Source organism: Zobellella sp. An-6, assembly GCF_052487945.1.
The window spans coordinates 678,534-702,848 of sequence record NZ_CP199259.1 but is presented as its reverse complement, the minus strand read 5'-3'; the positions used below and the strand labels follow the sequence as shown (position 1 = coordinate 702,848).

At 62.9% G+C, this 24,315-nt stretch carries 21 protein-coding genes; 3 read left to right on the top strand and 18 right to left on the bottom strand.

The genetic code is table 11. The annotated features are described in order from the left end of the window. Positions 1–46: 46 nt before the first annotated feature. Positions 47–1,471: a bifunctional D-glycero-beta-D-manno-heptose-7-phosphate kinase/D-glycero-beta-D-manno-heptose 1-phosphate adenylyltransferase HldE gene (gene hldE, locus ACT7DK_RS03170; protein ID WP_445396246.1), complete on the bottom strand. Its 1,425-nt coding sequence runs from the start codon at positions 1,469–1,471 to the stop codon at positions 47–49. Between the two features lie 139 nt (positions 1,472–1,610). On the opposite strand from hldE, the gene lpxL reads away from it, so the two are divergent. Next, a complete protein-coding gene (gene lpxL, locus ACT7DK_RS03165; protein ID WP_445396244.1) occupies positions 1,611–2,534 on the top strand; it encodes an LpxL/LpxP family Kdo(2)-lipid IV(A) lauroyl/palmitoleoyl acyltransferase in 924 nt (307 codons plus the stop codon). Between the two features lie 9 nt (positions 2,535–2,543). On the opposite strand, the gene gntR is transcribed toward lpxL, so the two are convergent. The 7 genes from gntR to ACT7DK_RS03130 all read right to left on the bottom strand — a co-directional run bounded on the left by gntR (position 2,544) and on the right by ACT7DK_RS03130 (position 9,451). Continuing rightward, positions 2,544–3,542 (bottom strand): gluconate operon transcriptional repressor GntR, encoded by a 999-nt coding sequence (gene gntR, locus ACT7DK_RS03160; protein WP_445396242.1) that lies wholly within the window; start codon positions 3,540–3,542, stop codon positions 2,544–2,546. A 118-nt stretch (positions 3,543–3,660) separates the two neighbouring features. Next, positions 3,661–5,280, bottom strand: coding sequence for a glucose-6-phosphate isomerase (gene pgi, locus ACT7DK_RS03155; RefSeq protein WP_445396240.1), 1,620 nt, complete (start codon positions 5,278–5,280; stop codon positions 3,661–3,663). Between the two features lie 290 nt (positions 5,281–5,570). After that, positions 5,571–6,509 (bottom strand): malate dehydrogenase, encoded by a 939-nt coding sequence (mdh, locus tag ACT7DK_RS03150; RefSeq protein WP_445396238.1) that lies wholly within the window; start codon positions 6,507–6,509, stop codon positions 5,571–5,573. 124 nt (positions 6,510–6,633) lie between these two features. Continuing rightward, entirely contained in the window at positions 6,634–7,311 is a 678-nt protein-coding gene (artM, locus tag ACT7DK_RS03145) for an arginine ABC transporter permease ArtM (RefSeq protein WP_445396236.1), read from the bottom strand. Next, entirely contained in the window at positions 7,304–7,951 is a 648-nt protein-coding gene (artQ, locus tag ACT7DK_RS03140) for an arginine ABC transporter permease ArtQ (RefSeq protein ID WP_445396234.1), read from the bottom strand. The genes artM and artQ overlap by 8 nt, the downstream gene beginning before the upstream one ends. Before the next feature lies 1 nt (position 7,952). Then, positions 7,953–8,693 (bottom strand): transporter substrate-binding domain-containing protein, encoded by a 741-nt coding sequence (locus tag ACT7DK_RS03135; protein ID WP_445396232.1) that lies wholly within the window; start codon positions 8,691–8,693, stop codon positions 7,953–7,955. 20 nt (positions 8,694–8,713) lie between these two features. Then, entirely contained in the window at positions 8,714–9,451 is a 738-nt protein-coding gene (locus ACT7DK_RS03130; protein ID WP_445396230.1) for an ATP-binding cassette domain-containing protein, read from the bottom strand. Between the two features lie 133 nt (positions 9,452–9,584). Between ACT7DK_RS03130 and argR the strand changes: the two genes are divergently transcribed. After that, a complete protein-coding gene (argR, locus tag ACT7DK_RS03125) occupies positions 9,585–10,085 on the top strand; it encodes a transcriptional regulator ArgR (protein WP_445396228.1) in 501 nt (166 codons plus the stop codon). 152 nt (positions 10,086–10,237) lie between these two features. Here argR and ACT7DK_RS03120 read toward each other — a convergent pair whose 3' ends face one another. From ACT7DK_RS03120 to ACT7DK_RS03095, 6 genes are all read right to left on the bottom strand, one after another. Beyond that, complete coding sequence (locus ACT7DK_RS03120; protein WP_445396226.1) at positions 10,238–11,149, bottom strand: Dyp-type peroxidase; 912 nt, start codon at positions 11,147–11,149, stop codon at positions 10,238–10,240. 105 nt (positions 11,150–11,254) lie between these two features. Then, a complete protein-coding gene (locus ACT7DK_RS03115) occupies positions 11,255–12,316 on the bottom strand; it encodes an ABC transporter ATP-binding protein (protein ID WP_445396224.1) in 1,062 nt (353 codons plus the stop codon). Further along, complete coding sequence (locus ACT7DK_RS03110) at positions 12,316–13,938, bottom strand: ABC transporter permease (protein WP_445396222.1); 1,623 nt, start codon at positions 13,936–13,938, stop codon at positions 12,316–12,318. Before ACT7DK_RS03110 ends, ACT7DK_RS03115 begins: the two co-directional genes overlap by 1 nt. Positions 13,939–13,973: 35 nt before the next feature. Then, the gene (locus ACT7DK_RS03105; RefSeq protein WP_445396220.1) at positions 13,974–14,987 is read right to left on the bottom strand and encodes a Fe(3+) ABC transporter substrate-binding protein; all 1,014 of its coding nucleotides are present in this window, start codon (positions 14,985–14,987) and stop codon (positions 13,974–13,976) included. Between the two features lie 227 nt (positions 14,988–15,214). After that, on the bottom strand, positions 15,215–16,441 hold the full coding sequence (locus tag ACT7DK_RS03100; protein WP_445402259.1) for an ammonium transporter: 1,227 nt from the start codon (positions 16,439–16,441) through the stop codon (positions 15,215–15,217). 15 nt (positions 16,442–16,456) lie between these two features. Next, the gene (locus ACT7DK_RS03095; RefSeq protein ID WP_094040211.1) at positions 16,457–16,795 is read right to left on the bottom strand and encodes a P-II family nitrogen regulator; all 339 of its coding nucleotides are present in this window, start codon (positions 16,793–16,795) and stop codon (positions 16,457–16,459) included. 177 nt (positions 16,796–16,972) lie between these two features. Here ACT7DK_RS03095 and arfB point away from each other — a divergent pair, with 177 nt between their 5' ends. Beyond that, positions 16,973–17,389 carry an alternative ribosome rescue aminoacyl-tRNA hydrolase ArfB gene (arfB, locus tag ACT7DK_RS03090; protein WP_445396217.1) on the top strand — a complete coding sequence of 139 codons (417 nt, stop codon included), beginning with the start codon at positions 16,973–16,975 and terminating at the stop codon, positions 17,387–17,389. A 141-nt stretch (positions 17,390–17,530) separates the two neighbouring features. Here the strand turns inward: arfB and ACT7DK_RS03085 are convergent, their stop codons facing one another. The 4 genes from ACT7DK_RS03085 to ACT7DK_RS03070 form a co-directional block, all read right to left on the bottom strand. Next, positions 17,531–17,887, bottom strand: coding sequence for a YacL family protein (locus ACT7DK_RS03085; RefSeq protein WP_445396215.1), 357 nt, complete (start codon positions 17,885–17,887; stop codon positions 17,531–17,533). A gap of 23 nt (positions 17,888–17,910) precedes the next feature. Beyond that, on the bottom strand, positions 17,911–18,951 hold the full coding sequence (locus tag ACT7DK_RS03080; RefSeq protein WP_445396213.1) for a sterol desaturase family protein: 1,041 nt from the start codon (positions 18,949–18,951) through the stop codon (positions 17,911–17,913). A gap of 223 nt (positions 18,952–19,174) precedes the next feature. Next, positions 19,175–21,772 (bottom strand): bifunctional aconitate hydratase 2/2-methylisocitrate dehydratase, encoded by a 2,598-nt coding sequence (acnB, locus tag ACT7DK_RS03075; protein WP_445396211.1) that lies wholly within the window; start codon positions 21,770–21,772, stop codon positions 19,175–19,177. A 211-nt stretch (positions 21,773–21,983) separates the two neighbouring features. After that, positions 21,984–24,263 (bottom strand): patatin-like phospholipase family protein, encoded by a 2,280-nt coding sequence (locus tag ACT7DK_RS03070; RefSeq protein WP_445396209.1) that lies wholly within the window; start codon positions 24,261–24,263, stop codon positions 21,984–21,986. Positions 24,264–24,315: the final 52 nt, after the last annotated feature.

Sequence of the window (24,315 nt, the reverse complement as noted above, 5' to 3'; positions counted from 1 at the left end):
CTGGCATGAGCCGACCAAAGGGCCGACCTCACCGATATGTTATCAGTCAGCGGGTGCGGATGGCCTGGATGATGGCGGTGGTGGAGCAGCCGTCCTCGAAGTTGAGCACCTTCACCTCGCCGCCGTTGGCGGTCACTTCCTCGAAGCCGGCGATATCCTCGGGCTTATAGTCGCCGCCCTTGACCAGGATGTCGGGCAGCACCTCGGCGATCAGCCGGCGCGGGGTGTCCTCACTGAAGGGCACCACCCAGTCCACCGCGCCCAGGCCGGCCAGCACCGCCATGCGCCTGTCCACCGAGTTCACCGGCCGGCCCTCTCCCTTGAGGGCGCGTACCGAGGCGTCGGTGTTCACCGCCACGATCAGCCGGTCGCCCAGCTTGCGGGCGTTGTTGAGGTAGGACACATGGCCGGCGTGGAGGATGTCGAAGCAGCCGTTGGTCATCACGATTTTTTCGCCCCGGCGGCGGGCGGCGTCCACCACGTACTTGAGCTGCTGCTCGGTGACCACCCCCATGCCCGACTCGGGACCGCCGTAGAGCACGTTGGCCAGCTCGATGGCGGAGACGGTGGAGGTCCCCAGCTTGCCGACCACTATGCCGGCGGCCACGTTGGCCAGGGCGCAGGCTTCGTCCAGCGGCAGGCCGGCGGCCAGGGCCGAGGCCAAGGTGGCGATGACGGTGTCGCCGGCACCGGTAACGTCGTACACCTCGTGGGCCTGGGCCGGCAGGTGCAGTTCGTCCTCGCCCGGGCGGATCAGGGTCATGCCGTGCTCGGAGCGGGTCACCAGCAGGGCCTTGAACTCGAACCGTGCCACCAGCTCCAGGCCGCGGGCCACCAGCTCCTGCTCGTCCTTCACCTTGCCCACCACCGCCTCGAACTCGCTCATGTTGGGGGTGAGCAGGGTGGCGCCCCGGTACTTCTCGAAGTCCGAGCCCTTGGGATCCACCAGCACCGGCACCCCGGCCTGGTTGGCGGCGTGGATAAGCTGCTGCACCTGGGCCAGGGCCCCCTTGGCGTAGTCGGACAGCACCAGCACCCCGGCCTCGGCCAGGGCGGCCCGGGTCTTGTCGGTGAGGGGAGCGGCGTCCCCGGCCGCGAAGCCTTCCTCGAAGTCCAGCCGCAGCAGCTGCTGGTTGCGGCTCATCACCCTGAGTTTGGTGATGGTGGGGTGGCTCTTGAGGCGCACGAAGTCGCACTCCACCCCCACCCCCTTCATCTTGTCCTGCAGGGAGCTGGCCGCCTCGTCGTCGCCGGTCAGGCCCAGCAGCCGGGCGCCGGCGCCCAGGGCGGCGGCGTTCAGGGCCACGTTGGCGGCGCCGCCGGGGCGTTCTTCAATGTGCTCGACCTTGACCACAGGCACCGGAGCCTCGGGGGAGATGCGCCCGGTGGGGCCGGACCAGTAGCGGTCCAGCATCACATCCCCGACCACCAGCACCCTGGCGTTATCGAATTCCGGCAACTTGATCTTCATAGGTTCCGACCCCTGTCGATATGGAAAGGCGAAATCTTATCACAGCCACGGCCGATCGCACCCGTCGGCCGGCCTTGGGTGGCCATTACCGCCATTGTTATTTAGAATTCGGCCATTCGACGACGATGGCGACTCCCTGATGCAAGACTCCCGGCTTCCTCCCTTTCACGCGGCGCTGCTGCACCCGCGCTATGCCCTGAACTGGCTCGGCCTTTGCCTGCTGTGGCTGCTGGTCACCCTGCTGCCCTGGCGCGCCCAGATGGCCCTGGGCCGCGGGCTGGGCCGGCTGTCGATGAAAGTATTGAAGTCCCGGGTCAAGGTGGCCCGGCGCAACCTGGAGCTGGCCCTGCCGGAGCTGACCCTGGCCGAGCGCGAGCACCTGCTCAGGGGCAACTTCGAGAGCGTGGGCTGCGCCCTGTTCGAAACCGGCATGGCCTGGTTCTGGCCGGACTGGCGCATGCGGGCCCTCACCCGCATGGAGGGCACCGAGCAGGTGGATGCCGCCGCGGCCAAAAGCCAGGGCATGCTGTTGCTGTCGGCCCACTTCCTGACGCTCGAGCTCAACGCCCGCCAGTTCGGCCTGTACCGGCCGGGCGTGGGCGTCTACCGGCCCAACACCAACCCGGTGCTGGAATATGCCCAGGTGCACGGCCGCTGCCGCTCCAACAAGTACCTGGTGGATCGGCTCGACATCAAGGGCATGCTCAAGGCGCTGCGGGCCGGCGATGCGCTCTGGTATGCGCCGGATCACGACTACGGCAGCCACGCCAGCGTGTTCGTGCCCTTTTTCGCGGTGGAGCAGGCCGCCACCATCACCGGCACCGCCACCCTGGCGCGGGTGAAGAACAGCGTCACCCTGCCCTGCTTCACCCTGCGGGAGAGAGACGGCTACCGGCTGATCGTCCAGCCGCCCCTGGCCGGCTTTCCCACCGGCGACGACGAGGCGGACGCCATCACCGGCAACCGGGTGCTCGAGGCCGCCATCCGCCAAGCGCCGGAGCAGTACATGTGGCTGCACCGGCGTTTCAAGACCACCCCGCAAGGCGTGGCTTACCGGTACTGAAGCCCGTCGCTACAGACTCTCCCCCAGCTTCAGTTCGAAACCCAGATCCAGGGTGCGCTCACCGATGGGCTCGCCGCGCAGCCGGGCCAGCAGCCGCTCGGCGGCGACCTGCCCCATGGCCTTGCGCGGGGTGATCACACTGGCCAGTTTCGGCACTATCGCCTGCCCGATATCATGGCCGTGGAAGCCGGCCACGCCGATCCGCCCCGGCACCGCTATGCCCCGGCGCTGGCATTCGAAGATGGCGCCCACCGCCAGGTCGTCGTTGGTACAGAAGATGCCGTCCAGCTCCGGGTATTTGTCCAGTGCCTCAGCCAGCAGATCCGCCCCCAGGGAATAGGAAGAGGAACGTTCGGTCAGCAGCGAACGCGGCATCAGGCCGTGCAGCTGCATGGCGGCGGCGTAGCCCTGCTGGCGCTGCAGGGTGCGCACGTCCTGGCGGGCGCCGAAGTAGACGATATGGCGATAGCCGCGTGCTATCATCGCCTCTACCATGGCCCTGGCGGCGGCGATGTTGTCGATGCCTACCGCCTGCTCGATGCAGGAAGAGCACACATCCATGATCTCCACCACCGGCACCCCGGCGGTCTGGATCATCTTGAGGGTGCGGGCGGTATGGTAGCTCTCGGACAGGATAAGGCCGTCCACGTTGTAGGACAGCAGCGAGGCGATGCGTTCTTCCTCCACCTTGGCGCTGTAGCCGTAGTGGGCCAGCATGGTCTGGTAGCCGGCTGCCTCGGTCACCTGCTCGATGCCGCGCAGCACCTCGGCGAACACCTGGTTGGTCAGCGAGGGCAGCAGCACGCCGATGGCGTGGCTCTTGGCGTTGGAAAGGATGTCCGGGGCCCGGTTGCGGATATAGCCGAGCTCGTCCAGGGCCTGGGCTATCTTCTCGCCGGCGGCGGAAGACACCTGGGACGGATCCTTGAGGTAGCGGCTGACCGTCATCTTGGTCAGCCCGACCCGATCGGCCACGTCCTGCAGTGTGGGTCTTTTCTTCTTGGTCATGGAAATGCAAAAAGCCTGTTATGTTACAGGTAACATAACAGGCTTTGCGCGGAGAAGGAAGCTAGAAGCTAGAAGCCGTCTATTCTTCCCGCTTCCGGCTTCAAGCCTCCAGCTAACCTCAGGCCCAGTCTTTCAGCTGGGCCAGCAGGCTGCGAGTGGAGGCATCCAGGCTGCTGGTGTCGCCGTCGCCGGTGATGCAGGGCAGCAGCACGCTGGCCTGCTTTTTGCCGAGCTCCACGCCCCACTGGTCGAAGCTGAAGATATTCCAGATCGCGCCCTGCACAAAGATCTTGTGTTCGTAGAGGGCGATCAGCGCCCCCAGGGTGTGGGGCGTTACCTTGGGCAACAGCAGGGTGTTGGAGGGCGAGTTGCCCTTGTGCACCTTGAAGGGGATCAGCTCCGGCTGCTCGCCCTGCTCGCGCAGTTCCTGCTCGGACTGACCGAAGGCCAGGGCCCGGCTCTGGGCCAGGCAGTTGGCGACAAGCTTGGCATGGTGATCGCCCAGGGGGTAATGGCTCTGGGCCGGCATGATGAAGTCCGCCGGGATCAGGTGGGTGCCCTGGTGCAGCAACTGGTAGAAGGAATGCTGGCCGTTGGTGCCCGGCTCGCCCCAGACGATGGGCGAGGTGTGGTAGGAGACCGGTTGGCCGTTGCGATCCACCGATTTGCCGTTGGACTCCATCACCGCCTGCTGCAGGTAGGCGGGCAGCCGGTGCAGACACTGATCGTAGGGCAATATCGCCTCGGACGGAGCGTTGAGGAAGTTGCGATACCAGATGCCGAGCAGCCCCAGCAGCACCGGCATGTTGGCCTCCAGCGGCGCCGTTTTAAAGTGCTGATCCATCTCCCAGGCGCCGGACAGCAGTTGTTCGAAGCCCTCGAAGCCGATGGCCAGGGCGATCGGCAGGCCGATGGCGGACCACAGGGAGAAGCGGCCGCCCACCCATTCCCAGAAGGCGAACATGTTGGCGGTGTCGATGCCGAACTCGGCCACCTTGGCGGCGTTGGTGGACAGGGCCACGAAGTGCTTGGCGGTGGCGGACGGGTCCCCGGCCGCCGCCAGCAGCCATTCCCGGGCGCTGAAGGCGTTGGTCATGGTCTCCTGGGTGGTGAAGGTCTTGGAGGCAACGATGAACAGGGTGGTGGCCGGGTCCAGCCCTTTCAGGGTCTGGGCCAGGTGGGCACCGTCCACGTTGGACACAAAGTGCAGCCGCAGCTCGCCATGGTAGGGCTTGAGCGCCTCGCTCACCATGTAGGGGCCGAGATCCGAGCCGCCGATGCCGATGTTGACCACGTCACGAATGGGCCGGCCGTCGAAACCGGTCCAGCCGCCGCCGCGCACCGAGGCGCAAAACGCCTTCATCTGCGCCAGCACCGCCCGCACCTGGGGCATGACGTCGGTGCCGTCGGCCAGGGGCATGGGTTGGTCGGCCCGGTTGCGCAGCGCCATATGGAATACCGCCCGGTTTTCGGTGCGGTTGATGGTCTCGCCGGCGAACAGCGCCTTGATGTTGTCGCGCAGCCCGGTCTCCTCGGCCAGGGCCAGCAGGGCGCCCAGCACCTTATCGTCGATCAGGTTCTTGGAGAAGTCGAGTTTGAGGCACTGTGCCAGCTCCAGGCTGTAGCGGCGCGCCCGCTCCGGATCCTGGGCGAACAGGGTGGAAAGGGTGCGCTCGGTTTGCGCCAACTCGCCAAGCTGCTGCCAGGCCCGGGTATCGAGGGGGTTCACTGAGTTCATAGCATTACCTGCGGAAAGTGGAGTCATAAAGTTAGAAGAAGAAAAAGCGGTTACCCAAACCGGCGGCGCTGCACTGTCGGCATGGGTAACGGCTCGGTGCTCGGCCCGAAGGCTGAATCGAGTCAGCTACAATAAGAAGCAAAGCGCCAGATTGCAATTGCCTTGCGTCGATTACTTGCTTCGACACGCAAAAAAAGAGAGAGAGGGATAGTGCCGCCGTTCAAATCAGGTTGCCCTGAACGCAAAAAGGGAGCCGAAGCTCCCTTTTGGTGTCAGACGGCATCGTCGCCTTACTGGTTGACGAACTCGACGCCTTTCTCGATGTCGCCGCGCAGGGTTTCCAGCATGCCGTCCATCGCGGCCTGCTCGTAGGCGCTGACCGCGCCGTAGGACAGTACCTTCTCCACACCGTTCTTGCCGAGCAGCACCGGCTGGGCGAAGAACTGGGCGTGCTCGCTGCCGCCGTCCACATAGGTGCATTCCACCACGTTGGCTTCACCCTGCATGGCCTTGACCAGGGACAAGGCGAAACGGCAGGCGGCCTGGCCCATGGACAGGGTGGCGGAACCGCCACCGGCCTTGGCTTCCACCACTTCGGTACCGGCGTTCTGGATGCGGTAGGTCAGCTTTTCGATTTCCTCGTCGGAGAAGGACACGCCTTCCACCTGGGACAGCAGCGGCAATATGGTCACGCCGCTGTGGCCGCCGATCACCGGCACCTTGACCTGGGTCACGTCCAGGCCCTTGGCCTCGGCCACGAAGGTCTCGGCGCGGATCACGTCCAGGGTGGTGATGCCGAACAGCTTGTTCTTGTCGTACACGCCGGCCTTCTTCAGCACTTCGGCGGCAATCGGCACCGTGGTGTTCACCGGGTTGGTGATGATACCGATGCAGGCCTGGGGACAGGCGGCAGCGCATTTTTCGATCAGGTTCTTGACGATGCCGGCGTTCACGTTGAACAGGTCGGCACGGTCCATGCCCGGCTTACGGGCCACACCGGCGGAGATCAGCACGATATCGGCGCCTTCCAGGGCGGGGGTGGGATCTTCACCACCGAAACCGACGATGCTCACCGGCGTGGGGATGTGGCTCAGGTCGGCGGCAACGCCGGGTGTCACGGGAGCGATATCGTACAGGCTTAATTCAGAACCGGCGGGCAGGTGGTTTTTCAACAGCAGGGCCAGAGCCTGGCCGATACCACCGGCGGCTCCGAGTACGGCAACTTTCATAGCTGAACTCCGTTTATTATAGGGTTGTTATACGTTTCCTTGGGCCTTAGCAACATAACGAAACCCTCGTGGAAAGACAATGCCCAAGGCCCACCGAATATTATGTTCTGTGAGCCAGGGCGAGTCACCCCTGAGCCTGGAACAGCAGCGCCCGTTTCTCCAGCAAACGGAACAAGAAGGTCAGAATGCCGTTCAGGGTCAGATAAATGGCCCCGGCCATGCCGAACACCACCAGGGTATCGTAGGTCTGGCCGTTGAGACGCTGGGCCAGGCCCATGATTTCCATGATACTGATGGTGCTGGCCAGGGAGCTGCCCTTGAGCACCAGCACCACCTCGTTGGAATAGGCCGGGATCACCCTCCGGCCGGCGTGGCGCAGCTTGACGCCGAGCGTCTGCCAGGCATTCATGCCGAGCGCCTGGCAGGCCAGGGTTTCCCCCCTGGGCACCGCGTCCAGCGCGCCTTTGAACAGCCGGCAGGTATAGGCGCCGGCGTTCATGCCGAGCGCCAGTATGGCGCAGAACATCGGCTCGCGCAGGTAGTGCCAGGCCCAGCTGCTCTTCACCCAGTCGAACTGGGCCGGACCGTAATAGACCAGGAAGATCTGTACCAGCAGCGGGGTGCCGGTCAGCAGCAGCAGGTAGCCTTCCGCCAGTTGCGCCAGCACCGGCACCTTGCGATCCAGGATCCAGGTCAGGACCAGGGCGATGGCCAGCCCCAGCAGCAGTCCGGAGCAGGTGATGGTGAGGGTCACCTCCACCCCCTGCAGCAGGGTCGGCAGGTAGTCGAGCCACTTAGTCATAGCGGGTTACCCTCCCCTGCAGCCGCCTCAGTCCCTGCTGGCTGAGCACGGTGATCGCCAGGTAGATCAGGGCCGCGATGCCATACCAGGTAAAGGGCTGATAGGTACTGGCCGCCACCGACTTGGCCTGGTACATGAGATCATGCACCCCGATAAGCGACACCAGGGCGGTGTCCTTCAGCAGGATCAGCCACTGGTTGCCCAGCCCCGGCAGCGCGTGGCGCCAGGTCTGGGGCAGCACGATGCGAAAGAAGGTATACAGCGGCGGCAGCCCCAGCGCCTGGGCCGCCTGGCGCTGGCCACGGGACACCGCGTGCAGCGCCCCGCGCAGGGTCTGGGCGGCGTAGGCCGCGAACAGCAACGACAGCGCCGTTACCCCGCACCAGAAGGGGCTGAATTCCAGGTATTCCCCGGTCAGCAAAAACAGCAGGTGGGTGGAGCCGAAATAGATGAAAAACACCACCAGGATCTCGGGCAGGCCGCGCAGCACAGTGGTGAGCACGGACGCCGGCCAGCGCAGCAGCCGGTAGCGGCTCATTTCGGCACCGCACAGCAGCATGGCCAACAGCAGGCCCGCCGCCAGCGATACCAATGCCAGCCCCAGGGTCATCAGGGCGGCATTAAACAGATGGATCATCATCTCAGTGCGGGAAGTACTTGCCGTACAGGCTGTCGTAGGTGCCGTTGGCCCTGAGTTCGGCCAGGCCCTGGTTCAGCTTGTCGAGCAGTTCCTGGTTGCCCTTGGTGACGGCGATGCCGAAGCCGGTGCCGAAGTAGTTGTCATCGGTAATGGCCTCGCCCACCACCTCATAGCCTTCGGTCTTGGCCAGCCACTCGCCCACCACGGCGGTATCGGCGAACACCGCATCCAGCCGGCCGTTGGTCATGTCCAGCAGCGCATCCTGCACGCTCTGGTAGGGACGGGACTGGAGCCCTTCGCCTTCCAGCTTGTCCTGGATGTATTTCTGGTGGGAAGTGCCGTTCTGCACGCCCACGGTCTGGCTCAGCAGCTCGTCCAGACTGCCGAACTTGCCTTGTGGAGCCACGAACACCGCGGAGTTTTCATAGTAGATGTCGCTGAAATCCACCTGCTCGGCCCGCTCCGGAGTCACGTCCATGGCGGCGATAGCCGCATGGTAGCGACGGAACTTGAGGCTGGGGATCAGGCTGTCGAAGGCCTGGTTGTGGAAGCTGCATTCCAGGGCCGCCACGTCGCACAGGGCCTTGGCCAGGTCAATGTCGAAGCCCTGCATCTCGTTGTTTTCATCAACGAACTCGAACGGCGGGTAGGCGGCGTTGGTCACGAACTTCACTTCTTCCGCCTGAACGGCGGTCGCGCCCAGGCTGGTCAGCAGGGCCAGGGACAACAGGGATTTCTTCATGGTCATATCCTTATCTGAGATTAATGGGTCAGAAATTCCGCCAGACGCCGGGTCTGGGGATGCTCGAGCAGGGAAGCATCGCCGTATTCCACCAGCCGGCCCTGTTCGAGGTAGGCCACCCGGGTGGCCACCCGACGGGCGAAACCGACTTCGTGGGTCACGATCACCTGGGTAATGCCGGTTTTTCCCAATTGCAGGATGATCTCCGCCACTTCCTTGGTGATCTCCGGATCCAACGCCGCCGTCGGCTCGTCAAACAGCAGCACCTCGGGGTTCATCATCAGGGCACGGGCGATGGCCACCCGCTGCTGCTGGCCGCCGGAAAGGGCGCCGGGCCAGGCCTGGCGCTTGTCGGCCAGCTTGAGCTGGCCCAGCAGCTCGCCCACCTTGTCCTGGGCCTCTGCCCTGTTCATGCCCAACACCTTGAGGGGGGCCTCCAGCAGGTTCTGCTCCACCGTCAGGTGCGGCCATAGATGATACTGCTGGAACACCATGCCCACCTTGCAGCGCAATCGTTGTGCCCGCTGCTGCAATTTGCCCGGTTGCGGATCGGGAAAGGAAAAATGTTCACCGGCGATGGTCAGGGTACCGGCATCCGGAATATCCAGCAGGTTCAGCAGCCGCAGCAGCGAACTTTTTCCTGCACCACTGGGCCCGAGCAGAACTAATGTCTCTCCGGCATCGCATTTAAGCGAAACCTGGCTTAAAATTTCCTGACCAGCCCAGGACTTGCAAATGCCGCTGAATTCAATGCCCATGCGCTATGTTCACATCCTCTGTCAGAGTGTTCGGCTGATTTTATTTTACGGTACTGTTAATGCAAGCTGATTTTGCATCTTTATGCAAAATAAATGACTATTCCTTGATAAAAACCGGCCACGGATAGACAATATGTCCTACTCAACCACGCTCAGTCGATTGCAAAAAATGAACGAAAAGCAAGAACAACTGATCAAGGCCTTCAAGGCCCTGCTCAAGGAAGAACGCTTCGGCTCCCAAGCGGAAATCGTGAGCGCACTGCAGGACCTGGGGTTCGACAATATCAACCAGTCCAAGGTCTCCCGCATGCTGAGCAAGTTCGGGGCCGTGCGCACCCGCAACGCCAAGATGGAAATGGTGTACTGTCTGCCGGTCGAGCTGGGGGTCCCCACCAGCAGCAGCCAGCTGAAGAACCTGGTGCTGGACGTGGACCACAACAGCGCGCTGATCGTCATTCATACCAGCCCCGGGGCCGCCCAGCTGATCGCCCGCATGCTCGACTCCCTGGGCAAGGCAGAAGGCATTCTCGGCACTATCGCCGGCGACGATACCATCTTCATCACCCCCACCAAGGACACCCCCATAGAAACCCTGTTTCAGAGTGTGCTGGACCTGTTCGAACAGTACGTCTGACGCCTGCGGCGAACTGGACGCTGGACGTAAATGGTAAAGGCTGCGGACTCCTTGCCAAGGGTCAGCAGCCTTTTTATTTGGTTGATTCCTTCACTGCATCAACCAACGGCTCGATCGGCTTAAAGCTTATAGCTTACCGCCTCCGGCGCCGGTTATTCCCCTTGCCTTTCCAGCCACTCTTCCGACGGGGCGAAAAACGCCGAGCCGGTCTCGGTCTGGGTGAACAGCGTCAGGTGATCGAAGTGGCCGGCCGGGTCGGCCCGGAACATGCTGTCCAGCATGAGGGTGAAGTGTCGCGGGGTATTGCAGCAGGAGATGAACACTAATCCCTGCTCCGCGGCCGTGCCCCAGGGCATGCTCTGGCGCAGTATCTCCATGCTGTTGCCCGCCTCGTCCTTCAGGTTGGTGCGCCTGGTGTGGGCGGTGGGCGGCTTCTTGTCCGAGTCGTACTCGATGTTTTCGACCTTGGTGCGGCCATATACGTCTTCCTGGGACGTCACCGACAGCCGCTGCCACTTGGCCAGGTTATGCCTGTAGTGCTGCACATGAACATAGCTGCCCCCAGCAAAGGGGCCTTCCGCCACCAACGCCACCTCGGCCCTGTGCTCCCCTTGGGGATTCTCGGTACCGTCCACGAAGCCGGTAAAGTCACGGCTATCCAGATAGCGGAACCCCTGGCGCTCGTACTTGAGCACCGCCTTGTCGGCCAGCAGGGCCATCAGCCGCTGCACGGCGATATGGGCTACGTCCAGCCGATCGGCGCGCAATTGAAAGAAGAGATCGAAGGGGGTTTCGGGTGCGATCCGCTTGCCTTCCTGCTGGGCCGGGAAGGGCGCCAGCTCGCTCGGCCGGGCCCGGGGATAGAGCCCGTCCCAGGCCCGCTCGCCCACCGCCACCAGGCCGGAAAAGGCGGCGTCCGGATATGCCTGGGCCAGTTCACGCCACAGGGTCGGCACCTCGGCCAGGGCGGCACGCACCGCCGCCTGACAACCGGGCAGGATGTCGAACATCAGGTAATAAGCATGGAGGTTGGGTTCGGCGCAAATGCCGGCTTGTGCTGTCATCGCCTGCTCTCTCGGTCATTCATGATGACCCAGTATAACGCGAGCCATATGGCGACAGGCAAGCGCTTAGCGGGCCGAGACTCGGTCCCCCTGTCCCGAGCCTCGTCAGGCTACGGCGCGCTGGCCCCGGGTATCGGGGAAAAAGGTCAAGGCATGGGACTCCACGCTCACGTTGACCTGGCTCACCGCCGGCAGGGGTTCGTTGATGCTCACATCCAGCTGCAATCCTGCACATTCCACCAGGCAGCGGGTATGGGCACCGAGAAACTGTTGCTCCAGCACCCGGCCGTTACCCTGCTCGGTGGGGGATAGCTGGATCTGGCGGGGCCGCAGCAGCAGCTGCCCGCGGGTGCCGGGCTCGGCGTTGAGCACCGCCTGGCTGGCGATGACGCCTATGGCGGTCATCAGGGTGCGGCTGTCGAGTACGGTGGCGGGCACATAGTTGGCCTGCCCCAGAAAATCGGCCACGAAACGATTCTGGGGGTGCTGGTACAAGGTCTGGGGCCGCCCCACCTGCTCGATATGGCCGGCCCGGAACAGGGCCAGCTTGTCGGAAAAGGCAAAGGCCTCTTCCTTGCTGTGGGTGACGAAGATGGCGCTGATCCCCTGCCCCTTGAGCAGGGAGCGGATCTCGCCAATCAGCCGCATCCGCACCTGGGTGTCGATATTGGAAAAGGGCTCGTCCAGCAGCATCAGGCCGGGCTGGCAGATAAGCGCACGGGCGATGGCCACCCGTTGTTGCTGACCGCCGGAGAGCTGGTGTGGATAACGGCTACCCAGCTCCGCCAGGTTGACCAGCTCCAGGGCCTCTTCTACCCGGCTCTGGATACGCGCCTTGTTCTTCTCCTTGCTCTGCAGGCCGAAGGCCACGTTCTGGGCCACGTTCAGGTGCGGGAACAGGGCATAGTCCTGGAAAATCATGCCGATGTTGCGCCGCTCCGGTACCACTGCCACGCCCGCACCGTTCATCTGCCGGCCATGGATATAAATCTCCCCCCGGGTCACCGGCAGCAGCCCGGCCACCGCCTTCAACAGGGTGGTCTTGCCACAACCGCTGGCTCCCAGCAGGCACATGATTTCATTCTCGGCCACCGACAGGCAGAGGTTATCCAGTACGGGCTTACCGTTGTAGCTACAGCGAATGCCGTTTACTTCCAATGCCGCCATCAGTGATGCTGCTCCAATGATCGGTTCAAGAAAATCAGCGGGATCAGGCCAACCAGCACTATCACGATGGCCGGCAAGGCGCCCCGTTCAAGCTGCTCATCGGACACGAACTGATATACGTAGGTCGCCAGGGTCTGGAAATTGAAGGGCCTGAGCAGGAGTGCCGCCGGCAGTTCCTTCATGCACTCGATAAACACCAGCAGGGCGCCCGCCAGCATCCCCTTGCGAATAAGCGGCATGTGCACCTTCAGGATCATGGTGCCGGGGCCGTAGCCCATGGTCTGGGTCACCATATCGAGGGACGGCGACACCTTGTTGATGCTGCTTTCCACCGCCCCCACCGCCATGGCGCCGAAGCGTACCAGGTAGCCGAAGGCGATGGCAGTCATGGTGCCGGTCAGCATCAGGCCGGGTTCGGTCAGCCCCAACCACAGAGCGAGGTCGTTGATGGCAAAGTCGAGGGTGGTCAGCGGCACCAGTACCCCTATCGCCAGCACCGTACCAGGCAAGGCATAGCCCATGGATGCCAGTCGCATGGGCAGCACCGTATAGGCCTTGCCTTTCAGACGGTGGGTCATGCCCAGCAGCAGCGCCATCATCAGCGCAATAGCCGCCACCAGGGTCGACAGCAGCAGGCTGTTGAGGCTGTACTCGAAGAAACGGGCGTTCCAGGCCTGCTCAAAATATTGCACCGCATGGTAGCAAAGGATCAGGAAGGGCAACAGAAAACCGAGCAGCACCAGCCCCCAACAGAACAGCAGAGCCGCCAGGCGGGCCACCCCGGTCAGCCGATAGCCGGTTTCCTGCTCATGGCCCATGTTTTTCTGGAACACCTGCTGGCGCTTCCGACTGATGCGTTCCAGGCTCAACAGCAACATCACCACCAGCAACATCATAGCGGCTATCTTGGCGGCGGCATTGAGACTGCCGTAGCCCAGCCAGGTATCGTATACCGCCGTGGTCAGGGTATTGATCGCAAAGAAGTGTACGGTACCGAAATCGGCCAGGGTTTCCATCGCCACCAGCGACAACCCCACGGCGATGGAGGGGCGTGCCAGGGGCAGACTGATCCGTTTGAAACTTTGCCAGGGGGTGCAGCCCAGCAACCGGCTGGACTGGATCAGGCTGGTGGATTGCTCCAGAAAAGCGGTACGGGCCAGCAGGTAGACATAAGGGTAGAGCACCAGGCCCAATACCAGAGCGGCGCCGCCCAGGGTGCGAATGGGCGGAAAATAATAGTCGGCGGCGGACTGCCAGCCGAACCAGGCACGCAGGCTCTGTTGCACCGGGCCGGAAAAATCGAGCAAATCGGTATAGACGAAGGCCACGATATAGGATGGCATGGCCAGGGGCAGGATAAGCGCCCACTGCAGCCAGCGCTTGCCGGGGAGCTCACACATGGCCATCAGCCAGGCGGCAGGCACCCCGCAGAGCAGGCTGAAGCCCAACACCAGCAGCACCAGCCAGAAGGTATTGTTGATATAGACGGGCAGCACGGTGCGCCACAGGTGCCGGAAAATATCCTCCGCGGGCAACAGTGCTTCCACGATTAACGCCAAAATAGGCAAGGTCAGCAACAGGGCGATGCCCCAGCTGCCGACCGTCCAACCAAGTCTTTTCATCTACCACTCAAACGGGGGAACGGGCCCCCGTCTTTTTACAGATCGTATTGGACTTCGTCCATCAGTTGGATGGCTTCTTTTGCATGTTTTGCGACTTCGGTCAGCGGCAGCTCATCCGCCTTGAAATCCCCCCAGCTCTTAACCAGTTCGGACGGCTCCACGCCCGGCTTGACCGGATACTCGTGATTGGCGGAGGCGTACAGATGCTGGGCCTGATCACCGGCCAGGTATTCCATCAGCTTGACCGCGGCTTCCTTGTTCTTGGCGTGCTTGGTCAGGGCCACGGCGGAAATGTTCACGTGAGTGCCCCTGTCTCCCTGGTTGGGGAAATTGACCACGGCCGCTTCGGCCCAGTCACGCTGGCTGTCGTCGTTAAGCATGGCGCCGTAGTAGTAGCTGTTGCCCAGGGCGTAGTCGCACACACCGTCACGGATGGCCTTGACCTGATCCCGGTCGCCGCCCTGGGGTTTCTGTGCCAGATTGGCCTTGAGGCCTTCCAGCCATTGCTTGGTGTATTCGGTGCCGTGCTCGGCAATCATGGAAGCGGTCAGGGCCACGTTGTAGGCGTGCTTGCCGCTGCGGGTACAAACCTTGCCCTTGTACTTGGGATCGGCCAGCTCTTCATAGGTGATGTCGGTCTTGCCCACGCGCTCGGCGGAGCTGTAGATCACACGGGCACGGCTGGTCAGGGCGAACCACTTGCCATCCGGATCCCGGTACTGGGCCGGGATATTCTGCTCCAGCACTTCGCTCTGCACCGGCTGGGTCAGATCCTTGTCCACCACGTCCATCAGGCGGCTGATGTCCACGGTCAGCACCAGATCCGCCGGTGACAGGCGACCCTCCCGCTCCAGACGCTCGCCCATGCCGTCGGGGATGTTGACCAGGTTGACCTGGATGCCGGTTTCCTTGGTGAACTCGTCGACGATGGGCTTGATCAGGAAGTCCTGACGATTGGAGTAAACGTTGACTTCTTCGGCGAAGGCCTGAGCGGCAACGCTGGACACAAGCAGGGCGGCGGCAGACAGGAACAACTTGTTAGACATCATCCAGATTCCCTTTGGTTGAGTGAGAATAATTAACGTTTAGGAGTATAACCGGGTTCGCATGGGAATCAACAGCTAAGCCGCATCTAAATAATAAAAATTGTTATCTGCAATAAGGTTCGCCATCCTCCCGGTTTTTCCTTGCGCCAGATCAAGGCGGCATAACAAAAAAAGGGAGACCCAACGGGTCTCCCAAAACCAGGCTCGGCAGCCTCGTCAAGTCATGGAATTCAGTTCTGCTTCACGGTAACGAACTCGGGGTAGGCATCGATACCGCAGTCGATCATGTCCATGCCGGACATTTCTTCCTCTTCGGTCACGCGGATACCCATCACCTGCTTCAGCACATACCATACCAGCAGGCTGGCGCAGAAGACCCAGGCACCGATGACCACTATGCCGGCCAGCTGGGCCCACAGGGTGGCGCCCTCATTGGCCACCGGCACCAACAGCAGGCCGAAGATGCCACACACACCGTGCACGGAGATGGCACCGACGGGATCATCGATACGCAGCTTGTCCAGGCTCACGATGGCATAGACCACCAGCACGCCGGCCAGCAAACCGATACAGGCGGCCCACAGGTGGCCAGGCGACAGCGGATCGGCGGTAATGGCCACCAGACCGGCCAGGGCGCCGTTGAGGATCATGGTCAGATCCGCCTTGCCCCAGGTCATCTTGGTGACGAAGAGGGCGCCGATGGCACCGGCGGCGGCGGCGGCGTTGGTGTTGACGAAAATCTTGGCCACGGCGGTGGAGTTTTCCATATCGGACACCAGCAGCTGGGAACCGCCGTTGAAACCGAACCAACCCATCCACAGGATAAAGGTGCCCAGGGTCGCCAGCGGCATGTTGGAGCCGGGGATCGGGTGGATTTCACCGTTCTTGCCGTACTTGCCTTTACGGGCACCCAGCAGCAGCACCCCTGCCAGGGCGGCGGCGGCACCGGCCATGTGCACTATGCCGGAACCGGCGAAATCGGTGAAGCCCCACGCGGACAGGAAGCCGCCGCCCCAGGTCCAGTAACCTTCCAGCGGGTAGATAAAACCGGTCAGCACCACACAGAAGGCGAGGAAGGCCCACAGCTTCATGCGCTCGGCCACGGCACCGGAGACGATGGACATGGCGGTGGCCACAAACACCACCTGGAAGAAGAAGTCGGATTCCAGGGCGTGGTCGGCATCATCAGCCTGAGCGCCGATCAGACCGCCCAGGCTCGGCAGCCAGCCGCCTTCGGCGTTGTCCACGTACATGATGTGGTAGCCGACCAACAGGTACATGGTACAGGCGATGGCGAACAGCAGAATGTTCTTGGTCAGGATTTCGGTGGTGTTCTTGGCGCGGACCAGGCCCGCTTCCAGCATGGCAAAGCCCGCCGCCATCCACATCACCAGCACACCGGACATCAGGAAATAAAAGGTGTCCAGGGCAAACTTCATTTCGGTCAATGCATCCATCATGCGTTCCCTCGCTTAAATCGCTTCTACGTCGCGCTCACCGGTGCGGATCCGCACGGTTTGCAGCAGGTCAAATACAAAAATCTTGCCGTCGCCGATCTTGCCGGTGTAGGCGGTTTCCGAGATGGCCTCGATTACCCGCTCCACCTGATCGGACTGGGTCGCGATTTCCAGCTTGATCTTGGGCAGGAAATCCACGGTATACTCGGCGCCCCGATAGAGTTCGGTGTGCCCTTTCTGGCGGCCAAATCCCTTCACTTCCGACACCGTCATGCCGTCGATGCCCACCTCGGCCAGGGCCGAACGCACGTCGTCGAGTTTGAACGGTTTGATAATGGCGCAGATCATCTTCATGGCTAGCTCCGTGTTTTAAGCCTGTGACCCTTGGCTATAAACAATCTCTGTGCCAACTTTTTTATTATTTATTTTTCATATAGTTAGAATATGCAGGCTGGCCCCAACCAAGGACGGAATGTTATCTTGGTGCAGACTTGAACAGGAAGGCACCAAAATGGTGCGTCGGAGAAAGGCATGTTGGAAATATCGGCCCGGGTGCATATCCCCGAGCGGGAACTGGAATTCCTGACCATGAGGGCCGGCGGCCCCGGCGGCCAGCACGTCAACAAGACCGACTCGGCGGTGCAGCTGCGCTTCGACTACGCCAATAGTCCAAGTTTGCCCGACAGTTACAAGACGGCCCTGGGCGAGATGAAGGACAGCCGAATACTGCCGTCCGGCTGGATACTGATCCGCTGCGAATCCGATCGCAGCCAGTTGATGAACAAGGAAACCGCCAAGGCCGCCCTGGTGGCCCTGCTGCAGCAGGCCGGCCGCCCCATCAAGGTGCGCCGGGCCACCAAACCGGGCAAGGCCGCCAGGGCCCGCCGGATGGACAGCAAGACCCACAGGGGTAAAATCAAGAGCGGCCGGGGGAAGATCAAGCTGTAAGCGGGAAGCCTGATGCGGGAAGCTGCCCGAGCCGGCTGAGGTTTATATGTTGTGCCTGTGGCCTGGGCAGGCAGAAAAAGATCCGATCGAGACCAAATCCACAGCCAACATCGGGCAGCTTTATCCGTCCAGCCTACCGCGTCAAGCTTGAATAAACGCCCGCCATTGCTCCAGCACCCGGGCCAGATCGTCCAGGCCGCAGCCGGCAAACAGCTCGTCGTCGTAATAGGCCATGCCTTCTTCCAGTTGGTCGCCCTCGAACGCCAGGCTATGGGCCGCGAGCTCGGCATCGTCCCGGCTCAGCAACAACGTGAACTCGGCGTAAACTCTCCTGAACTCCTCGTCCTGGCGCGCCTCGAGCCGCCGGATCTGCGCCAGCAGAGCGCTCGCCTCCGCCGGCGTCACCTCATCGGTCAGCCACTGTCCGAAGGCCTCATGGCCCATGGAAAAACGCGCCCGGCACACCCCGGTCAGATCCCGGAAAAACTCAAAATCCATCGCTGCCCCCAGTAAAAAGAACGCTATTCTACCCGCCGGCGCGCGGACCGAACAGCCGGGATCGGTCCTTGCAGGGCGCGCCACAGCTTGAGGCCGGTCACCCAGAAGGGACGCAGGATCAGAGTGCTCATCCGCTGATAGCGCTCGTTGTCCCTGGGGCCGACACCGAACTGCAACGGCTCGGGCCGGGCCGTCGTCACGTACAGGGTGCCGAACAGCCAGTCCCAGACCGACAGATTGGTGCCGAAGTTATGGTTGAAATGGCGTGGATCACGGCTGTGGTGGATCTGATGCTGGGCCGGGCTGTTGATCAGATGTTCGATCCGCGGACCAAAGGACAGCCAGACATGCGTGTGTCGGAGATTGGCCGCCAGCGAATTGAAGATCAGCACCAGGTAGCTGGCACCAAACAGGGTGTATTTGCCGACCTTGCCTCCGCTCAGGTAGAAGAACAGTCCCGCAAACAGCGCCAGGGCGGTCCCCTTGCACAGTTTCTCGGCCAGCTTCTCCACGATGTGCACTCGACTGGCGGTAAAGGGCACCATGACGGTGGCGGAATGGTGCACCTTGTGAAACTCCCACAGCCAGCGGCAGTGAAAGGCCCTGTGCACCCAGTAATGCACGCAGTCGGCTACCAGAAAGGCGCCCAGTCCATAGCCCAGCATCAGGCCGGTGCTGTCCCCCGCCCAGGGCCTGGCTCCCCACAACTCGTCCAGCAGCCCCCGGACGTCGGCGGAACGCAACAGGTAGGGATCCAGCCAGGCCAGCACCGGCAACACCAGGGCCAGGTGCAGCAGGGCGCGAACAAAATAATACTGATAGTCGAGGCGGGCAGAGGGGTGCCACCACACCTCGCTGCCCCCCAGATAGTGCCAGAAGCCGTTCGCCTGGGTATAACCCAGGCACCGCTGCCGGCGGTACAGCCCGTAGGCCACCAGCGTGGAGATAGCAAAGAAGAAAAGCCCCATGCGCCCATTCAGATCGAACAGGCCGGTGAACTTGTGCCAGAGTGGTAGCCAGAGCAGGCCATAGAGGGCGTCGGCCAGGGCCGAAAACTGTTCCATACAACGATATCGTCCATCAAGCGAACACCCTCGTGGCGTCGCATCCGACGTATTCTAAAAAAAACTTACTCTCAATTCCATTCTGCTTTCACCACGATGTACCCCGTTGTCATGCCCCCAGGATGCAGCAAGGGGACCGGCGGTCCGGCACGAACGGACATCATTAAAACGCAAAAAGCCAGCCCGGAGGCTGGCTTTTTCTTCAAGGTATTCTAACTGGCGCTCAGATGGCCTGTTGGAAGATCACGGTATCGGCCTTCTCCAGGTAGCTGTCCAGCTCGTCGAAGTTCAGGTAACGGTAGGTGTCCGCCGCCGTGGCGTTCAGCTCCTTGGCGTACTCCAGGTACTCCGCCACCGTCGGCAGCTTGCCGTGGATCGCCGCCACCGCCGCCAGCTCGGCCGACGCCAGGTAGACGTTGGCGCCCTTGCCCAGGCGGTTGGGGAAGTTGCGGGTGGAGGTGGACACCACCGTGCTGTTGTCCGCCACCCGCGCCTGGTTGCCCATGCACAGGGAGCAGCCCGGGATCTCGATGCGGGCACCGACCCGGCCGAAGATGCCGTAGTAGCCCTCGGCGGTCAGCTGGTCCTTGTCCATCTTGGTCGGCGGCGCCACCCACAGCCGGGTCGGCAGCTGGCCCTTGTACTTGTCCAGCAGCTTGCCGGCGGCACGGAAGTGGCCGATGTTGGTCATGCAGGAGCCGATGAACACCTCTTCAATCTGCTCGCCCTGCACCTCGGACAGCAGGCGGGCGTCATCCGGATCGTTGGGCGCGCACAGGATGGGCTCCTTGATCTCGCTCATGTCGATTTCCAGCACGTGGGCGTATTCGGCGTCGGCGTCCGCAGCCATCAGCTCCGGGTTGGCCAGCCACTCCTCCATGCCCTTGATGCGCCGCTCCAGGGTGCGCCGGTCGCCATAGCCTTCGGCGATCATCCACTTCAGCATCACGATGTTGGAGTTCAGGTACTCGGCGATCGGCTCCTGGTCCAGCTTGATGGTACAGCCGGCGGCGGAGCGCTCGGCGGTGGCATCGGCCAGCTCGAACGCCTGCTCCACCTTCAGTTGGGGCAGCCCTTCGATTTCCAGCACCCGGCCGGAGAATTCGTTGATCTTGCCTTCCTTGGCCACGGTCAGCAGGCCGTGCTTGATGCCGTAGTAGGGAATGGCGTGCACCAGGTCGCGCAGGGTGATGCCGGGCTGCATCTCGCCCTTGAAGCGCACCAGCACCGACTCGGGCATGTCCAGCGGCATCACGCCGGTGGCGGCGGCGAAGGCCACCAGGCCGGAGCCCGCCGGGAAGGAGATACCGATGGGGAAACGGGTGTGGGAGTCACCGCCGGTGCCGACGGTGTCGGGCAGCAGCATGCGGTTCAGCCAGGAGTGGATGACGCCGTCGCCCGGGCGCAGGGACACGCCGCCCCGGTTCATGATGAAGTCGGGCAGGGTGTGGTGGGTCACCACGTCCACCGGCTTGGGATAGGCGGCGGTGTGGCAGAAGGACTGCATGGTCAGGTCGGCGGAGAAGCCCAGACAGGCCAGGTCTTTCAGCTCGTCCCGGGTCATGGGGCCGGTGGTGTCCTGGGAGCCCACGGTCGTCATCCTGGGCTCGCAGTACTGGCCGGGACGCACGCCCGCCACGCCGCAGGCCTTGCCCACCATCTTCTGGGCCAGGGTGTAGCCCTTGCCGGAGTCGGCCACGTCGGCCGGGCGCTTGAACACCTCGGAGTGGCCCAGGCCCAGTTCGGCGCGGGCCTTGTCGGTCAGGCCGCGGCCGATGATCAGCGGGATGCGGCCGCCGGCGCGCACTTCGTCGAGCAGCACCTCGGTCTTGAGTCTGAACTCGGCCAGCACCTCGTCGCTGCCGTGGCGGCAGACCTTGCCCTCATAGGGGTAGATGTCGATGACGTCGCCGGTATTGAGCTTGGTCACGTCGCACTCGATGGGCAGGGCGCCGGCATCTTCCATGGTGTTGAAGAAGATGGGGGCGATCTTGCCGCCGATGCACACGCCGCCGGCGCGCTTGTTGGGCACGAAGGGGATGTCGTCGCCCATGTGCCAGAGCACGGAGTTGGTGGCGGACTTGCGGCTGGAGCCGGTGCCGACCACGTCGCCCACGTAGGCCAGGGGGAAGCCTTTTTCCTTGAGCGCATCGATGGCGGTGATCGGGCCGACCACGCCGTCTTCGTCGGGGGCGATGCCGGGACGGGCGTTCTTCAGCATGGCCAGGGCATGCAGCGGGATGTCGGGACGGGACCAGGCGTCCTGGGCCGGGGACAGGTCGTCGGTGTTGGTTTCACCGGGCACCTTGAACACGGTCAGGGTGATCTTGTCGGCCAGGGCGGGACGGCCCAGGAACCACTCGGCGTCGGCCCAGGACTGCAGCACCTGCTTGGCGTGGGCGTTGCCGGCCTTGGCCTTGTCGGCCACGTCGTGGAAGGCGTCGAACATCAGCAGGGTGTGGGACAGGGCCTTGGCGGCAATGGGCGCCAGGGCGGCGACATCGAGCAGCTCGATCAGCGGCTGGATGTTGTAGCCGCCCTGCATGGTGCCCAGCAGCTCGGTGGCCTGCTCGGGCGAGACCACCGGCGAGCTCACGTCACCCTTGGCCACGGCGGCGAGGAAACCGGCCTTGACATAGGCGGCTTCGTCGACACCGGGGGGGATGCGGGTGGAAAGGAGTTCATAAAGGAAGGATTCTTCGCCGGCGGGTGGGTTCTTGAGTAATTCAACCAGGGCGGCAACTTGCTCTGCATCGAGTGGCTTGGCGACCACTCCCTCTGCGGCACGTTCTTCGACGTGTTTACGATAGGCTTCAAGCACGACTGTATCCTCTTATTATCATTCGCCACCGTGGGCGGGAAATCCTTGTTGGGGGCTGGCGTCCCGTCCGGACGCCGCAGCAGTATATAAGTTTTAACCGCAAATTAAAATCCGGCCCCCCTACCCTTTGGTCGAATGATGAATTAACCCCATGTTTTTTATATGTTTTTGCACGTCCAACCCGATACCTGTCACCAACAAGCCATTAACATCAAAAACTGAACAGATTACCAAAATAGAGATAAAAACTGTTTTTATCCCCTTCGCCATGGCCATAAGCCAGATATAACGGCCCCCAGTTGGTATCCACACCGATAAAAACACTACCGGCAGTCAGCGAGGAGTCCCAGCCGACTTCCGCCCCCGAGTTCCATACCCCCCCCCGCTCCAGGGAGCCGCCCAGGTATACCGGCGAGCGGAAGGCGCCGAAGTCGTTGTCGAACCAGCGGTAATGGTAGAGCAGGCCACCGAAGCCGCTGTAACGGCCGCTGAGCTGGTCGCTCTGGTAGCCGGACAGGTTGAACAGGCCGCCCAGGCTGCGGGCGAAGGTGGGCACAGGCTGCTCGGCGCTGGAGCCGCCGAAGGCCAGCTTGCCGATCAGGGTGTGGCGACCGTAGGCATAGGGCCGCAGCCACTCCAGATCGTAATCCAGGCCGGTCGCGCTCTCCTTGCCGCCATTGAGATCCAGGCTGTTGCGATAGTAACCGAGGCGAAGCTCCCACGCCTGGCCCCGGGTGGGGAAGAAAACGTTGTCCAGGGTATCGTGGCTGAAGCGCACATAGGGCCCGAGCGAGTCGATATCCAGCCGTTCGTCGATATTGCGCGCTTCGATGTCACCGACCAGGCCCTGGAAGCCCAGGGCCAGTTCGCTCCAGGGATGGAGGTTGTAGCCCAGTTCACTCAGCAGGCTCCAGGTGGCGTAGTCGAAGTCCAGGGTGGTCAGCGGCCGGAACAGCTCGGCCTGGGGATCCGAGGCGTCGAAGAAAAAGGTACGCCGGCGCTTTTCATATTCGCCCCGCACCTTCCAGAAGAAGTCGTAGTCGGTATCGAGCGGGGTATAGAACTCGGAGGCCAGCTGCTTGTTGCTGCCGAAGGTCGCCTCCGCCAGCCACTCCCCTCCCAGCATGTTGATATTGGTGCGGCGGAACTGGGCGCCAATCTCGTAGTTGGAGCGGCTGGAAAAATCGTCCTCCAGGGCGAACTTGAAATCGACGAAGCCGGGCCCCCAGCCTTTTTCGCTGGTCTGCACCGTCAACACCTGCTCCCCCTCCCGCTCTTCGATGCGGTAGCTGACCCGCTCGAAGGCATCCAGGGCATAGAGGCGGCGCACGCCCTCCTCCAGATCCCGGGTCTGGTGAAACTGGCCCGGCACCACCCCCAGCACGTCGCGGATCACCGCCTCGCTCAGGCCGGAGTCGTTCTCCACCAGGATGCGATCCAGGTAGACGGCGTCCGAGCGCTGCAGCTGGGCCCGGCGGTCCAGCTTGTGGCTCTGGTAAGCCAGGTAATCCTCTTCGCTCAGGGCCAGGGCCTGCAGTTGGGGCAGCATGACGGTGGCCGCCGCCTCGCCGCGGGCGATGGCATCCCGCATCAGATTGAAATCCCCCACCCCGATACCGCCGATATTGGGGGAGATCAGGACATCCTGATCGGTCATCAGCGCCAGCTGCCGCTCGGTGCTCGAACGGGTCAGGTAGTTGGTGAGCTGGCCTATCATTGCCAGGGCACTGTCGAGCCGGTCCCGGGGCAGCATGGCATCGCCGATATCCACCGCGATCACGATATCCGCCCCCAACTCCCGGGCCACGTCCACCGGCATGTTGTTGACCACGCCGCCGTCGGCCAGCAGCCGGTTGCCGACCTCCACCGGCTGCAGCACCCCGGGCACCGACATCGAGGCCTGCATAGCGGTCGCCAGGTGACCATCACTCAGCACCACCGGGGTGACGGTTTCCATGTCGGTGGCCACCGCACGAAAGGGAATGGGCAGGTCGTCGAAACTCTTCAGCCCCGGCAGGTTCAGGGTGCTCTGGCGCAACAGGGCCCCCATGGCCTGCCCCTGGAAGAAGCCGCCGGGCAGGCTCAAACGCCACTCCGGGTCGATGCCGATATCGGTGCGCAGCAGGTATTCGTCGTTCTGCCGCTTGCGCCGCAGCGAGAGCTCATCCCGCCCCACCTTGTCCTGGTAGCCCTGGTTCCAGTCCAGTCCCAGTACCTGCCGCTCCAGCTCCTCCGCATCCAGCCCCAGGGCGTACATGCCCGCCACATAGGCGCCCATACTGGTGCCGGTGACGATGTCCACCGGAATACGGTTGGCTTCCAGCACCCTGATCACCCCCACATGGGCGGCGCCCTTGGCACCACCGCCGCTGAGCACCAGGGCGACCCTGGGGCGCTCGGCCAGGGCCGGCAGGCTGGCGGCCACTAACAATATCGACAGCAGGAGATGGCGGATCATGAGGGGAGGCCCGACGGACAAGAATATCCGCATTGTAGGAGCTAAACCGGACGCCGGGAAGCGAGAAGCCGCCCTCCCCGCCGAG

Coding starts and splice junctions, on each gene's coding strand:
- artM (WP_445396236.1), bottom strand. CDS start 7,311: ATGACTAAGTGGCTCGACTACCTGCCGACCCTGCTGCAGGGGGTGGAG.
- arfB (WP_445396217.1), top strand. CDS start 16,973: ATGTTGGAAATATCGGCCCGGGTGCATATCCCCGAGCGGGAACTGGAA.
- ACT7DK_RS03110 (WP_445396222.1), bottom strand. CDS start 13,938: ATGAAAAGACTTGGTTGGACGGTCGGCAGCTGGGGCATCGCCCTGTTG.
- ACT7DK_RS03135 (WP_445396232.1), bottom strand. CDS start 8,693: ATGAAGAAATCCCTGTTGTCCCTGGCCCTGCTGACCAGCCTGGGCGCG.
- ACT7DK_RS03130 (WP_445396230.1), bottom strand. CDS start 9,451: ATGGGCATTGAATTCAGCGGCATTTGCAAGTCCTGGGCTGGTCAGGAA.
- pgi (WP_445396240.1), bottom strand. CDS start 5,280: ATGAACTCAGTGAACCCCCTCGATACCCGGGCCTGGCAGCAGCTTGGC.
- ACT7DK_RS03115 (WP_445396224.1), bottom strand. CDS start 12,316: ATGGCGGCATTGGAAGTAAACGGCATTCGCTGTAGCTACAACGGTAAG.
- lpxL (WP_445396244.1), top strand. CDS start 1,611: ATGCAAGACTCCCGGCTTCCTCCCTTTCACGCGGCGCTGCTGCACCCG.
- artQ (WP_445396234.1), bottom strand. CDS start 7,951: ATGATGATCCATCTGTTTAATGCCGCCCTGATGACCCTGGGGCTGGCA.
- hldE (WP_445396246.1), bottom strand. CDS start 1,471: ATGAAGATCAAGTTGCCGGAATTCGATAACGCCAGGGTGCTGGTGGTC.
- ACT7DK_RS03120 (WP_445396226.1), bottom strand. CDS start 11,149: ATGACAGCACAAGCCGGCATTTGCGCCGAACCCAACCTCCATGCTTAT.
- ACT7DK_RS03100 (WP_445402259.1), bottom strand. CDS start 16,441: ATGGATGCATTGACCGAAATGAAGTTTGCCCTGGACACCTTTTATTTC.
- gntR (WP_445396242.1), bottom strand. CDS start 3,542: ATGACCAAGAAGAAAAGACCCACACTGCAGGACGTGGCCGATCGGGTC.
- ACT7DK_RS03095 (WP_094040211.1), bottom strand. CDS start 16,795: ATGAAGATGATCTGCGCCATTATCAAACCGTTCAAACTCGACGACGTG.
- mdh (WP_445396238.1), bottom strand. CDS start 6,509: ATGAAAGTTGCCGTACTCGGAGCCGCCGGTGGTATCGGCCAGGCTCTG.
- ACT7DK_RS03105 (WP_445396220.1), bottom strand. CDS start 14,987: ATGATGTCTAACAAGTTGTTCCTGTCTGCCGCCGCCCTGCTTGTGTCC.
- ACT7DK_RS03085 (WP_445396215.1), bottom strand. CDS start 17,887: ATGGATTTTGAGTTTTTCCGGGATCTGACCGGGGTGTGCCGGGCGCGT.
- ACT7DK_RS03080 (WP_445396213.1), bottom strand. CDS start 18,951: ATGGAACAGTTTTCGGCCCTGGCCGACGCCCTCTATGGCCTGCTCTGG.
- argR (WP_445396228.1), top strand. CDS start 9,585: ATGTCCTACTCAACCACGCTCAGTCGATTGCAAAAAATGAACGAAAAG.
- ACT7DK_RS03070 (WP_445396209.1), bottom strand. CDS start 24,263: ATGCGGATATTCTTGTCCGTCGGGCCTCCCCTCATGATCCGCCATCTC.